This is a genomic window from Lujinxingia vulgaris, from assembly GCF_007997015.1.
Lineage (GTDB): Bacteria > Myxococcota_A > Bradymonadia > Bradymonadales > Bradymonadaceae > Lujinxingia > Lujinxingia vulgaris.
On the sequence record NZ_VOSM01000001.1, the window covers coordinates 299,092 to 312,611 of the forward strand.

Annotated in this window: 9 protein-coding genes; 6 read left to right on the top strand and 3 right to left on the bottom strand. The window is 65.0% G+C overall.

All coding sequences use genetic code 11. The features are described from left to right. Positions 1 to 134: 134 nt before the first annotated feature. Positions 135 to 2,369 carry a transglycosylase SLT domain-containing protein gene (locus FRC98_RS01225; protein WP_230467154.1) on the top strand — a complete coding sequence of 745 codons (2,235 nt, stop codon included), beginning with the start codon at positions 135 to 137 and terminating at the stop codon, positions 2,367 to 2,369. A 57-nt stretch (positions 2,370 to 2,426) separates the two neighbouring features. Then, on the top strand, positions 2,427 to 3,149 hold the full coding sequence (locus FRC98_RS01230) for an NAD(P)H-binding protein (RefSeq protein ID WP_146979491.1): 723 nt from the start codon (positions 2,427 to 2,429) through the stop codon (positions 3,147 to 3,149). A gap of 61 nt (positions 3,150 to 3,210) precedes the next feature. On the opposite strand, the gene FRC98_RS01235 is transcribed toward FRC98_RS01230, so the two are convergent. Continuing rightward, positions 3,211 to 3,861 carry a M23 family metallopeptidase gene (locus FRC98_RS01235; protein WP_146979492.1) on the bottom strand — a complete coding sequence of 217 codons (651 nt, stop codon included), beginning with the start codon at positions 3,859 to 3,861 and terminating at the stop codon, positions 3,211 to 3,213. Positions 3,862 to 3,967: 106 nt separating this feature from the next. Then, positions 3,968 to 5,320, bottom strand: a complete 1,353-nt coding sequence (locus tag FRC98_RS01240) for a glutamate--cysteine ligase (RefSeq protein WP_146979493.1) — start codon at positions 5,318 to 5,320, stop codon at positions 3,968 to 3,970. Positions 5,321 to 5,587: 267 nt separating this feature from the next. Between FRC98_RS01240 and FRC98_RS01245 the strand changes: the two genes are divergently transcribed. Then, positions 5,588 to 7,945, top strand: coding sequence for a hypothetical protein (locus FRC98_RS01245; protein WP_146979494.1), 2,358 nt, complete (start codon positions 5,588 to 5,590; stop codon positions 7,943 to 7,945). Next, positions 7,942 to 8,985: a type I phosphomannose isomerase catalytic subunit gene (locus FRC98_RS01250; protein WP_146979495.1), complete on the top strand. Its 1,044-nt coding sequence runs from the start codon at positions 7,942 to 7,944 to the stop codon at positions 8,983 to 8,985. The genes FRC98_RS01245 and FRC98_RS01250 overlap by 4 nt, the downstream gene beginning before the upstream one ends. A gap of 383 nt (positions 8,986 to 9,368) precedes the next feature. On the opposite strand, the gene FRC98_RS01255 is transcribed toward FRC98_RS01250, so the two are convergent. Further along, entirely contained in the window at positions 9,369 to 10,673 is a 1,305-nt protein-coding gene (locus tag FRC98_RS01255) for a hypothetical protein (protein WP_146979496.1), read from the bottom strand. Between the two features lie 323 nt (positions 10,674 to 10,996). Here FRC98_RS01255 and FRC98_RS01260 point away from each other — a divergent pair, with 323 nt between their 5' ends. Both FRC98_RS01260 and gcvPB read left to right on the top strand, forming a co-directional pair. Then, a complete protein-coding gene (locus FRC98_RS01260; RefSeq protein ID WP_230467155.1) occupies positions 10,997 to 11,764 on the top strand; it encodes a ParA family protein in 768 nt (255 codons plus the stop codon). Positions 11,765 to 11,935: 171 nt separating this feature from the next. Next, on the top strand, positions 11,936 to 13,501 hold the full coding sequence (gene gcvPB, locus FRC98_RS01265; protein WP_146979498.1) for an aminomethyl-transferring glycine dehydrogenase subunit GcvPB: 1,566 nt from the start codon (positions 11,936 to 11,938) through the stop codon (positions 13,499 to 13,501). Positions 13,502 to 13,520: the final 19 nt, after the last annotated feature.

The following is a 13,520-nucleotide window of genomic DNA, read 5'->3' on the forward strand; positions in this document are numbered from 1 at the left end:
AGCAGGGGTGCGCGGCCTCACTGCGTCTGGCCGCAGGGGTGTGGACGCCCGGCGCTCGGTGACGTTATTCACTGCGCTTTGTTTTAAGGGGCAGAGCGTGGGTCGGGGAGAATCGAAGCATAAGGATGTTGGCTTTGAATGAGCACATCACAGCGAATCTGCAAAAATCGCGCGTCGCACAACGCTCGCAGCCCGGGCGTTTTGCCAGGTTGATCGGGCTGGCCCTCGTTGTTTGCGGCGTGGTTTTTGCCGCGCCGGTGATGGCGCAAGACGAGCCGCCGGCCGAGCTTGTGGCGGACTACCAACGCTGGCGCGCCGAGATCGAGACCGAGCCCGCCCGGGTGCTTGAGGAGCTTGAAGACGCCCCGAGTTTTGGGCCGGTGGAGGAGCTTCGCCAGCACCTGGTGGCAGACGCCGCCATCGCTGCGGGCCGACTCGATGTGGCGGTCGAAGCGCTGGCCTGGCTCTTTGATAACTCGCAGGACGGCACCGATCGTTTTGCGGCGGGCATGGACCGGGCCGAGCTGTTGGTGCTCCTGGGCCGTGAGGACCAGGCTCGAGCGCAGCTCGACGACTTAGGAAGAGCGGAGCCCGAAGGGCGACGCGCGGATTCGCGGCATCTGGCCGCGCGCCGCGCCCGGCTGCGCCATGATTTGGCCCTGGCCGCAGGCCAGGGTGAGGCGGCAAGCTCTTACGCGCGCGCGCTCCTGACGCGCTATCCGGCCGAAGATGCCACGCGCCGCCCGGGCTTAAGTGTGAGCGTCAACGAGCTTGATGACGCTGCTAAAGTGCGCCGCGGTCTGGCCCTCTATGAGGCCTGGGATTACGCGGAGGCCCGCACCGCGCTTGAACCTTTTGCCGATCACGACGAACACGCCGCCACCGTGCGCTGGCACCTGGCCGACATTGCGCTCAACCGCCTCCGCGACGATCCCGTACTCGCCGAAGAACTCTACGGCGAGCTCGCCGCCGGACGCACACGCTTCGCTGAAGCCGCACATTACCAGTACGCCCGCGCCCAGATGCGCCAGGAGCGCTACGACGACGCCCTCGACACCCTGGAAGGCTACCAGGCCCGCTACCCCCGCGGCACCTGGTCGGAAGCGGTGGATTATTACCGCGGCTGGCTCCCCTACGATCACCGCGAGAATGAGCGGGCCATCAAGGGTTTTGAGCAGTACATCGACAAACGCGGCTACCGCACCGCGCGCTCCTCGCTGGTCATCGGGTTCTGGGCCTGGGCGCATATGCGCCAGCAGGAGTGGCAAAAAGCCATCGAGGTCTACGAGCGCCTGCACCGCTACGGAAACATGCTCGTCGAGGGCAAGGCGCTCTACTGGCAGGCCTACGCCCACCTGCAGCTCGAGGAGCGTGAGGAGGCCATCGCCCGCCTCGATCGCCTGCGCCAGCGCTACCCGGTGACCTACTACGGGATGCTTGGCGAGCAGCTCCGCGCAATGATTGAGGGCAACGACCCCACCGCCTCAAAAGTGTGGTGGCCCGAAGGCGCGGGCAAGGCCGATGACAGCCCGCGGGTCGACATCGACGATCTTCCACTCAGCCGTCTCAGCCCCGCCGACCGGGAGCGCTGGCAGAAAGTGCGCTGGTTTGTGGCCTTCGGCGAGCCGGAGCGGGCGCGTGAGGCCTTTTTAGCGATGCGCCGCCGCGTCTTTGCTGCGGTGCCCGCCGGGCAGCAGCGCGAGTGGATTCACGCGCTCGGGCAGTACGTGGGCGACTACCACACGATGTGGAATGAGGTCACCGGTGGATCCATCTCGGCGATGCCGCGCCTTCCCGATACCGCCGCGCTGGAGACGGTGATGGCCTACCCGCGCGCTTACCGCCAGGTGGTGGAGACGGCCACCGCCGAGTTCGATCTTCCGCCGGAGCTGATGTGGGGCATCATGCGCCAGGAGTCGCGCTACCGCCCCGGCCAGATCTCGCACACCGACGCGGTGGGGGCCCTGCAGATGATCCCGGCCACCGCGCGCCGCATCGCCGAGGAGCTTCAGGTCGACTACAACGTGCGCACCTTCCACCGGCCGGAGGTCGGCTTTCGCTTCAGTGCGTTTTATATGCGCCGGCTCCTCGATGTCTTTGAGCAGCGCGTGGTCTTGATGGCCGGCGCCTACAACTCCGGTCCCGACGTCATCAAGCGCTGGGTGGAGAAGAACCCCGAGGGCGATTTTGCCGGGCTTATCGAGGAGTTCGAGTACAACGAGGGCCGCAACTACGCGCGCAAAGTCACCGAGCATATGCTGCGTTACCTCTACATCTACGAAGACGACGCCGAGCGACGCGGGATGTGGCTCGACCGGATGTTCCCGCTCGACCGGGCGATCGAGCTTCCGGATGATGTAGGTTATTAATTCAATAGATTCAATGGCTTATGGTTTGCCTGTGAGGCTCGTTTGGACGCGGTGGACATGAACGAAGGATCGAAAAAGAGCGCGTTTGTGGCCGGGGCCACCGGCTACACCGGTCAGCAGGTCGTGCGCATTCTGGCGGAGCAGGGCGTCGACGTGGTGGCGCATGTGCGCCCCGACTCGTCGAGCCTGGAGCGCTGGCGCGAGACCTTTGAAGGGTGGGGCGCCCGGGTCGACACCACGGCCTGGGAGCAGGGGGCGATGACGGCCACGCTCAGTGAGCTGCGCCCCGATCTTGTGTATTGCCTCATTGGCACCACCCGCGCTCGCGACAAAGCGACCGACGAAGACGCCGGCTATGAGGCGATCGACTTTGGTCTGACCGATCTTCTGGTCGGGGCGTGCGCGGCGGGCTCGCCAGAGTCGCGTTTTGTGTATCTGTCGGCGATGGGCGTGAGCGCGTCGTCGGCGTCGGCCTACTACAAAGCGCGCTGGAAGGCCGAGGAGTCTGTGCGCGCGAGTGGGCTAAGCTACATCATCGCCCGGCCCGGACTTATCACCGGCCCGGACCGCGACGAGAGCCGCCCGATGGAGCGGGTCGCCGGGGTGGTGTCCGGGGCGATCTTCAAAGGGCTGAGCGCGGTGGGTGCCGACAAACTCCACGATCGCTACGCCCCCACCGATGCCGTCGAGCTCGCCACGGCGCTTGTGCGCCGCGCGCTGGAAGCCACCGACGACCAGGCCGTGCTGGAGACCCCCGAGCTTCGCTGCGGCCGCCTCTGAGCCTGAAGCTTGCTCCAGGAGGCGACCGTCGGTCTTTGACGTGTGTGCCGGCCCGACAGGATCAGTCGGCCAGCGCCATCTGCGGCTGGGCCTCGCACATCGGGCGGCTGAGCTCCTGGCCGGTCTGCGGCTGCGGATGCTCCGCAAAGCCCGCCGGCACCGACTGGCACCACCAGCTCGAGCAGCTGCGCTGCACCTGAAAATGCAGATGCGTGCCGCACACCCAGCCCGAATCCCCCACTCGCCCCACCACCTGCCCGGCCTCCACTTTGTCGCCGGGTTTCACGGTGACCGAGCCTGCGTCCAGGTGCAGAAGCAGCGCGTCGTAGCCGTTTTTCAGATCGATGACCACGTAGTTGGCGTCCCAGGCAAACTCCGGACCGCAGCCGTGGCGGGTGGAGTCGTCGCGCACAAGCCGGACTTCGCCATCGGCCGGCGCGCTCACCGGAGTGCCCACCGGAAGATCGAAATCAAAGGCCCAGGTGCCAAGCCCGGTGTGGCTTCCCACGTCGTGGGTCTGGGTGACCCGAAACGCCGCCGAACACTCCCAGGGGAGCTCCAATTGCCCGAGCTCCGCCAGCGGCGGGGTGGCCTGTGTATGGGAATGATGCGAGGGGGGCAGGGTGGCCTCGGCGCTTCGCGCTGCGACAAAAGGCAGCACAAACGCGGCCAGCAGGGCGAAGAGCACGCCCGGCAAGAGATGGCGAATCATAAACGCTCTCGTTCAACGTCTCGAGAAGTGCGGGCGCTCCCCGAGAATTCGGGGAGCGGCAGGACGTTGAAGTAACACTGTAAGTTTATGATTTTATTTAAATTTTTTAGATCGCGTGGCGCTCAAGCAGCTTTGCCAGGTCGCCGCCGGTGTGCTCGAAATCCTCGGCAAAGCGGTCGGCCAGGCTGCGGCGACTCTCCACAATCTCGACCAGGGGCTTGAGGAAGACCGCCTCACTCGCATGGCCGTATTCGGCGGCCAGGGCATCGAGCCCGCGCGTGGCGATGGCCACAAGTTCGCGGGCGAGCTCCAGCACCGGCCCGTAGGCGCTCTCGGCGTGAATGCCGCCGTCGATGGCCTGGGCGTAGAGCGCGCGGTGGTTCGCCTCATCAAAGGGCTCAAAGAGCGAGACGACATCTTTGCGGCTGGCCTCGTGGTAAAGCAGCCCTTTCCACAACGCGGGCAGCGCCACGATGAAGTCGCGCGGGCCGCCGTCGGCGCTGCGCACCTCGATGTATTGCTTGAGGCGAACCTCGGGGAAGAGTGTGGAGGCGTGCAGCTCAAAGTCGCCGAGCACCGGATCGTAGTCGGGGTGCTTGCCGTCGACGAAGTCGCGGAAGGAGTAGCCGGCCAGGTTGATGTAGCCCTCCTCGCGGCGCACAAAGAACATCGGGACGTCGAGCAGGTACTCCAGATACTCGCTGTAGCCCCAGTCGTTTCGGTACATAAAGGCCGGCACACCGCTGCGATCGGGGTCGGTGCGCGTCCAGATGTGGTTGCGGAAGGACTGCTTGCCGGTGGGCTTGCCCAGGCGCACCGGGCTGTTGGCAAAGAGCGCGCCGACCACCGGGCTTGCGAGCACGGAGGTACGAATGATGTCGGCGGCGTCGTCTTCGCTGACATAGTCGAAGTTCGCCTGGATGGTGCAGGTGCCCTTCATCATCCAGTGGGCAAGGTCGCCGCGGGTGGGCAGATAATCGCGCATGATCCCGTAGCGGGCCTTGGGCATCCAGGGGATCTGGTCGAGGTCGTAGGTGGGGTTGAGTCCCCAGCAGGCAAATTTGAGGGCGTCGCCGCCGGCCGCTTTCACTTCGCGGAAGTGGGTGTCGATCTCGGTGGCGGTATCAAAGACGGTCTTAAAGATCGCTCCGCTCAGCTCGAACTGCCCGCCGGGCTCCAGCGTGATCGCCGCCCCGTCGCGTACCAGCGCCACCAGGTGGCCGCGGTCCAGCGCGGTGGCCTCCCAGCCGTGCTCTTGCACCAGGCGCTGCAATAGATCGCCGATGCCGCCTTGCTCCTCGTAGGAGGCCATCTTCTGGTCGGAGGCGCGCAGCACGAATTTCTCATGCTCGGTGCCCACGCCGCGGTGGCGTCGGTCTTTTTCTCCGGCGCGGAAGAAGTCCAGAAGTTGCTCGCGATCGACGATGGGCGAAGTGTTGATGTTCTGGTCGCGGGACATGTACGGCTACTCGGGGAGGGGGATGGCGAGGGGCGTGGGAATGCAGGCGGGGCTAACAACCATAAAAAAGACCGCGAGCAGCGGGGCTCGCAGCGGCGCCACACTAAAAGAAGCGCGGCAAAGGGATCAACTGCGCACACACAAGCAATGAGCGCGGGCAAAACTTCCCCGGAAGGCCACATTTCGTGAATCTCTGGCAGCTTGCTGGAGACTTGGCCGCTGTGCTTAGTATGAGTGCTGAAAATTGGAGTGACTTTTGGAGGATGCATGACCAGTCAAAATGCGATGTCCGGGCTACGAAACTTCCTGATCCTGGGCACGCTTCTGGGGCTGAGCGCGGCCTGCGCGTCAACCCCGCAGGGGCCGGTGGCCTGGCCTGATACCGCCATTGAGACCGCGCCGGCCGGCGATCCGCAGGACGAGGCGCGTTTTGAGCGCGGTGACGACGGTCTTCTTTATGTGGTGGGCGGCGAGGAGCTTGATATCGGGCAGACCGTCTACGGTCGCTACGATGGGGTCTGGCCCCTGGAGGGCACCGCCCCGCCGGCGCTTTTTGTGGGGCAGGTGGTCGAAGATGCTGGCGAGCAAAGCTGGCGAGTGCATCCCCTCTACATGTTCCCCGAAAGCGATGTTGTGGCGCTCAAACCCGCCCTGGAGCTCGCCGATGGCGAGCCCGAGTCGATGGGCAAAGGCGTTGGCGAGCTGACCTCCATCGACTACAGCGGCCCGACCCATCTGGGCGTCAACCTGGGCGGCATTGAGGGTGTGCAGCAGGGTGATATGTACCTGGTGCTGCGAAACCCCGAGGCCGAAGATGCCCCCGTCGGGCAGATATCCCAACGGCTGCTGGGCGTGTGCATGATCGTGGAGGTTGAGGCCGAGACGAGCACCTGCCGGCTGCGCGTGGGGCATCACGACTACGGCTGGGCGGGCACGATTAAAGAGGGCGATCAGGTGCTCTTCGCCGAGCCGACCTTTGGCAAAGCCCCGGCCGAGGCTGTGATTTACGTCAGCCCGGTGGAGGGGCGCGATGAGCTCAACGCGAAGATCGTGGCGCACCTGCAGGCCTATATCGATCGCATGCCCGGCGCGCGTGTGCGCGTCGAGCCTTTTGACGCGGCGGTCGACGCCACCGATGAGAATTTTCATCGTTGGGGCTCGTTGGCCAACTCCAACGATCTTCCGGCGATGCTCCTGGGCGTCTCGGTGGTCGAGCGCGAGGGTGATGCGCACCTGGTGCTCAACTACACCGGCCTGAGCCCCGCGCTCGGCAGCGGGATGGTAGCAGCACCGCCGGAGGGCGGTGTGGATATGGGGCCGGTTGACGATCTTGGCAACGAAGCATTTGGCCAGGTCGGCGCGACCGTGCTGGGCGCGCTGATGATCTACCGCGGTCAGAACACCGAGGCGCTGATGCACCTTCACGACGCGCTTCGCGACCCCAACCTTGGAGGCCCCTGGCGCTGGCATGTGCGCGATCAGTACGCGATGCGCTGGGGCGCGATGGGATATTTTGATGAAGCGCTCTGGCTGGTCTTGCAGGATGAAGCCATCGCCCGCGCCGATAGCAACGAACGTGCGCGCCTCAACGCCCTGGGGACCCGCGTGCGCCTGCTCGACTTTCTGGAGCAACCCGAGGCGGCGCTGGCCGCATCCGAGATGTACCTGCAGGCGCGACAGGACGAGCGCCCTGCGACGAGCTACCTCTCCGCGCTGAGCATGCAGGCTGAGATGTTGGCCGGCGTCGGCAACTTCGGTCGGGTGCGTGAGATCGTCGATGAGCTCGTGGAGCTCTGCCCCGACGCCTGCCAGGGCGATGTCATCGGACTTCTGGCCGGCATCTACTGGGCGGCGATGGATGATCCCGACCTCACCGCCCACATCGTCGATGAGATGCTCACGCTGAGCACCCACACCGAAGACGACTCCATGGCCAGCGTGCGCATGTTCCAGGGGTGGACGGCCATGGGCGAGCGTGAGATGGAGCAGGCCTTGATCGCGTTTCTGGAGGCGGAGCGTTTGTTTGAGGAGGAGGGCTCGACCTACGGTCAGGCCCGCGCCAACCTCTACATCGCGATTGTGCAGATCGGCCGCGACGAGCCCCAGGACGCCTTTGAGCGCGGCATGAGCGCGTTGGAGACGATGACCGAGCTGGGTGACTACGGCTCCACCGTGCAGGTTTACGAGTATTTGAGCGGTCTTTACGCCGACATCGATCCCTCGCAACCCCCGCAGCCCTATCTGGGCGGCGCGGTGCAGGTGCTGCAGGGCAACCTGCAGGCCAAGCTCGCCACGGGCGACTTTGGCGGCGCCTCGGAGGCAGCCTTTAGCCTTGCGAATTTTCTCTTTCGGGTGGGGCAGGTCGAAGATGCCGAGAACCTCTTTAAACGTGCGGTGACCCTGGGGTTGCGTTCGACGCGTTTTGATATCTGCGCGCTCTCGCATCTCTTTTTAGGGCTTGCAGCCCGCGCTCAGGGCGATATGGAGGGGTTCCAGGACGAGGTGCTCCGCGCCCGCCTGATGAGTGAGCTCGCCGAAGATCCGTTGATCGACGAGCTGATCAACAACCTGCTCTCCCCGCCCGGTGATGGTGGCGGCGATGACGTACCGACGCAGATGTTATGAGCGATATGACGCCTTATATGTTGAAGATGCGCCCGCTGCTGATCGAGAAGATCTGGGGCGGGCGTAAGTTGGCCTCCCATTTTGGAAAAGATCTTCCCGACGCCGGATCCTATGGCGAGAGCTGGGAGGTGGCGGATTTGCCCGAGGGACAGTCGCGGGTCGACTCCGGTCCGCTGGCCGGCCGCACGCTCCATGAGGTGGTCGAGCTCTGGGGGCGCGATCTGGTGGGCACCGCCGCGCCCGATGCCGGGCGTTTTCCGCTTCTTGTAAAAGTGCTCGACGCGGCGGCGGATCTCAGCGTGCAGGTGCATCCCGGGCATGCCGACCTGCCAGAACTTCCCGGGGCGAACTCCAAAGATGAGTGCTGGATGATCCTCGACGTCGAGCCCGGCGCCTCGATCGTGCATGGGCTCAGCGAGGAGGTCGCGCCCGAAGACTTTGCCGAAGCGGCGCGCCAGGGGACGCTTAAGCCGATGCTTCATCACGCCCCGGTGCGCCCCGGGCAGGTTGTGCGGGTGAGCCCGGGCACGGTGCACGCCATCGGCGCGGGCGTGGCATTGCTGGAGGTTCAGGAACCCTCGGACACCACCTACCGGGTCTACGACTACAATCGCCCCGGCCTCGACGGGAAGCTGCGCGCGCTGCACCTCGACGAGGCCATGAAGGTCAGTCGGCTGCGCCCCTCCGAGGAGGTGGCCGTGGAGCCTGTCACCCTTGGCGAGGGCGTGGAGCTGCGCGTAGACGCGCCGGGCTACCGCCTGGAGACTTTGCGCCTGCCTGGCGAGCGGCGGGTGAGCTGGGAGGTCGATCGCAGCACGGCGCAGGTCATTTTCTGCGTGAGCGGCCGGGCGTTGCTCGACGACGGGGCGGGCGGAACGACCGCATTGGAGGCCGGGGAGACGGCCGTGGTGCCCGCGGCATTGCGACAGGTCCGTGCCCGCACCACCGACGCCGAGCTTGCGGTGGCGGGCCTGGGCGGCGCGCTGCTCATCCGCGAGCTCAGCGCGGTGGAGGTTGGCGAGGAGGTCGCGCCGGCCTGATTTTTTCAATCAGGTTTATTGACCAGGTTTTTCGGCGATGGGAGTTCGGCCTGATAGTCGCGCGAACTGAGCCTGAACGAAGAGCCCGCTCCTTCGATGTCGAGGGGCGGGCTTTTTTGTTGGGGGAGGGGTGAGGATGGCGAGCGCCACGGCACCCTTGTGTAGCGGGCAGGGGCGACGCGACACCGGGGGGACTGCGCGGCGTGGATCTGGCTGAAGAACCCGACACCCGATCACACGGACTGCGCGTGGTGCACGCGCTTGTGTGCGGTCTGAGGTCGAACAAAAAGGTCGGGCGTACAAAAAAGCCCCGCGCCCTCGGTGAAGAGGGGGCGGGGCTTTAGCGTGCTAGCTGTGCCCGAGAGGCACGTGGTGTGTTTTACTTAGAAGGGGTTGGGCACGCAGAAGTCACCCAGTCCGAAGCTGTCGCCACAAAATGACCCGTCGGGGCAGCCACCCTGAAGGTTGAGGAAGCTACCTTCGCAGCCCGAGCAGAAGAAGCCATCGCAGGTCAGGCCGCCGTCGCAGGTGCAGTCCGGGTTGCACAGACCGCAGCCCAGCTCACCACCGCCGCCGGAGCACGTGTTGGTGGCCGGGTCGCAGAAGCCCGGGAAGGGGCAGGAGGTCGGATCGTTGGGGTCGCAGGAGCCACCGGCGTTGGGGAGCTCACAGGAGCCGCTGGCGGTGCACTCGTAGCCGGCCGGGCAGGCGTTGGGGTCGGTGGTGCAGTCGGGTGCCTGGCCGCAGAAGCCGTCGATGCAGAGCTCACCGTTGGAGCAGTCAGCCGCGCCCACGCACTCCGAGCAGCAGTTGTTGATGCAGTAGGGGGTGCCGTTGCCGGACTGTCCGCAGACGCCGGGTTGGTCGTTGGAGCAGGGGGTGGCGCAGCCTTGCTGCTGCTCACAGACCCCGGCGTTGCAGACGCGACCGGCGCCGCAATCACCGGCGTTTTCGCACTGCACGCAGGCGCAGGATGACGGGTCGAAGATGGGGTTGGTCGGGGTGCAGTCTTCCGGACCGATGTCCGAGCAGTTGTTGACCTGGCAGGTGCCGGTGCTCTCGTCGCAGTACTCGCCAGACTGGCAGCTGGCGCCCTCAAGGGTGCAGTCGGGCTGGCAGGTGCCGTAGCCTTCGACACAGCGCTCGCCAGCTTCGCAGGTTACCGTGTCACAGTCGACGATGGCGGCGCATTGGTTGATGCTCAGGTCGCAGAACTCGGTGGCCTGGTCGCAGTCGGCGTTGCTCTCGCAGGTGTCGTCGCTGCTTCCGGGAACGCATTCGCCGGCCAGGTTGCAGACCTCGCCCTCTTCGCAGTCGCTGCGGTTCTGGCATTCGTCGTCGTTGTTGTCGCTTCCGCCGCAGACGTTGTTGACACACGCTTCACCGTTGGGGCAGTCGTCCGGGCTGTAGCACTGAGGCGCGGAGCAGGAGCCCTCGGGGTTTTCCGGGGTCACCAGACAGATCTGGTCAGCGGTGCAGAACTCGCACTCGGCGACGATGCACAGGCTGTTGGCGCCGCAGACGGTGCCCAGCGCGCAGTCGGTGTCGGTGACACAGGTCGTGGCCGCGACGTCGTCACCGGAGCAGCCGGTGGAGAAGGCCGCGACCGAGAGAACCAGCGCCAGGGAGGCGAAGAAACGGCGCGTACACAGCGCCAGACTTTGAGGAAGAGTCGTGTTCATCATCATGAATCAATCCGGTGTATCAATGCGTCCGCGAAGCTGCGCGGGATCATCCCTGGAGAGCACTGCGGCAAAAAAAGCAGACGCAGGTCAGCAGCGAGGCCGTGACGCGGGGGTTCTAGTTGCCCTTGAAGGGACTGTCCACCATACGGGTTTCGCCTTGTAAGTCAAACGCTTCTATGATGTCTTTTCGCCGCTTCGGCCAGGCGGATTCACCTTAAAAACGAGCAAAGGCGATCATGCGCAATCTGATTTCGACAGGCTTACGAAAGTTGGTCAAAAACGAGTCGCGTTACCCCAGGGGGAATCGCAGTGCGGTGGTGATTGCCGTGGCGACGGTGAAGGGGGGTGTAGGGAAAACGACGACCGCCGTCAACCTCGCCAGCGCCCTGGCCACCTTTCACGACAAAAAGGTGCTCCTGATTGACCTCGATGCGCAGGGGCATTGCTCCACGAGCTTGAGCTCGGCGCTGCCAACCGCCGGGCCCGAGCCCACGCCGATCAGCGAGGTGTTGCTCTCGGAGGAGCGTCTCGATGTGCTGGATGCGCGTCGCTCCACAACGATCACCAACCTCGACCTGACGCCGGCCGACCGTGGTCTGGCCGAGGCCGAGGGGCGTATCAGTCAGAAGATCGGAAAGGAGCTGCTTTTGCGCGACGCGCTGGAGTACGCGCGCACCCATTATGATGTGATTTTGATGGACTGCCCGCCCAACAAGGGAAACCTCACGCTCAACGCGCTGCTGGCGGCCGATCAGGTGCTGATTCCCACCGATCTCTCGCCGCTGAGTGTGCAGGGGGCGGATGAACTTCTGGAGACGGTGCTCACAATTCGGGACCGACTCCATCACCGTGTCGAGATTCTTGGGGTGGTGCTCACGCGGGTCGACGGCCGCAATGTGACCATCAACCAGGAGATCCTGCAGAGCATCGAGGCGGCCTGGGGCGATCTGGTGCTGGGGCAGACCATTGGCATTAATACCCAGCTTGCGCGCGCGCAGCTCAGCGGAGAGTCGATCTTTGATCACGCGCCGCAGAGCCGCGGGGCGGCGCATTATAAGGCGCTGGCCGATGAGGTGATGGCGCGCCTGGGCTGAGGTTTTCAGGGCTAAGGTTGCGGGCTGTGTCGGTGTTGCTTGCGCGCAGGCCCGCGCCTCTTCTATGAGCAATGCGACACGCGGGCAGAAGGCGTAAGGCCTGGTTCGGGTGTCGCTGGCGTCTTTCGCATCATCGATGCGAGGGAGATTGAGCTGATGACGGAGCAAGCGATGGAAAACCCTGTGGGGCTTGATGCCTTTGTCGATAACGCGCCCATCTCTCCGGCCGAGCGCGTCTCGCGCGGCCTGCAATTTGAAGAGCCGCTGATCTTTGAGCGCAGCGAGCCGGGGCGTCGCGGTTTTGTCTTCTCCGAGAGCGACTGGGACGTGGAGCGGGTCGATGTGGCCGGCGAGCTGGGCGAACTTCTGCGCGACGCCGACGCGGAGCTTCCGGAGGTGACCGAGCCCGATGTGGTGCGCCATTACACCCGGCTGAGCCAGTGGAACTACGCCATTGATACCGGTTTTTATCCGCTGGGCTCCTGCACGATGAAGTACAACCCGAAGATCAACGAGGCCACCGCGCGTCTTCCGGGCTTTGCGCGTCTGCATCCTTATATGCCTGAGGCGTGGACGCAGGGGGCGCTGGAGCTTCTGTGGAACCTGGAGGGGCTGCTCTCGGAGATCGCCGGCCTGCCGCATTGCTCCTTACAGCCGGCCGCCGGCGCACAGGGCGAGCTTACGGGGTTGATGTGCATCCGCGCGTACCATGAGTCGCGGGGTGATACGAAGCGCACGCGTATCATCGTGCCGGACTCCGCCCACGGGACCAACCCGGCGTCTGCGGCCTTTAACGGGTTCAGCGTGGTGGAGGTGCCCTCAAGTCCTGATGGGACGCTCAGCGCGGCGGCGGTCGCCGCGGTGATGGATGAGACGGTCGCCGGCCTGATGATCACCAACCCCAACACCATGGGCATCTTTGAGGGTGAGATCGCCGAGATATGCAAGGTGGTCCATGAGGGAGGCGGCAAAGTCTATATGGATGGCGCCAACATGAACGCCATCCTGGGCCAGGCGCGCCCGGGGGACTTCGGCATCGACGTGATGCACTACAACGTGCACAAGACCTTCTCGACGCCGCACGGCGGCGGTGGCCCGGGCGGCGGTCCGATCTGCGTGAGCGACGATCTGGCGCCCTTTTTGCCGGTGCCGCGCATTGAGCGTCACGAGGTCGAGGGCAAGGCGACGTTTAAGCTCGTGCGTGAGGGCTACGCGCAGTCGGTGGGCAAGGTCAAAGCCTTCTGGGGCAACTTCCTGGTGTACGTGCGCGCCTACACCTACCTGCGCGAGTACGGCAGCAACCTGCCCAAGATCAGCGAGCGTGCGGTGCTCAACGCCAACTACGTGCGCACCCAGCTCAGTGACACCTACAGCGTGGCCTACCCGGGCACGTGCATGCACGAGGTCGTCTTTGACGACCGCTCCTACAAGGCGTCGGGAGCGACCACGCTCGATATTGCCAAGCGCATGATCGACTTTGGGATACACCCGCCCACGACTTACTTCCCGCTGAACGTGTCGGGGGCGCTGATGGTGGAGCCGACCGAGACCGAGTCGCTGCGCACGCTCGACGAGTTTATTCTGGTGATGCGCACCATCCACCGCGAGGCGCTGGAGGCCCCCGAGAAGCTCAAGGGCGCGCCGCATAACGCGTTTCGCACGCGCCTTGATGAGACGAGCGCGGCGCGTAAGCCCGTGCTCACCTACCGCCAGGCGCGCGCGCAGCGCGAGGGCTGAGCGCACGTAAGGCAGCGCA

Coding starts and splice junctions, on each gene's coding strand:
- FRC98_RS01230 (WP_146979491.1), top strand. CDS start 2,427: ATGAACGAAGGATCGAAAAAGAGCGCGTTTGTGGCCGGGGCCACCGGC.
- FRC98_RS01235 (WP_146979492.1), bottom strand. CDS start 3,861: ATGATTCGCCATCTCTTGCCGGGCGTGCTCTTCGCCCTGCTGGCCGCG.
- FRC98_RS01240 (WP_146979493.1), bottom strand. CDS start 5,320: ATGTCCCGCGACCAGAACATCAACACTTCGCCCATCGTCGATCGCGAG.
- FRC98_RS01245 (WP_146979494.1), top strand. CDS start 5,588: ATGACCAGTCAAAATGCGATGTCCGGGCTACGAAACTTCCTGATCCTG.
- FRC98_RS01250 (WP_146979495.1), top strand. CDS start 7,942: ATGAGCGATATGACGCCTTATATGTTGAAGATGCGCCCGCTGCTGATC.
- FRC98_RS01255 (WP_146979496.1), bottom strand. CDS start 10,673: ATGATGATGAACACGACTCTTCCTCAAAGTCTGGCGCTGTGTACGCGC.
- gcvPB (WP_146979498.1), top strand. CDS start 11,936: ATGGAAAACCCTGTGGGGCTTGATGCCTTTGTCGATAACGCGCCCATC.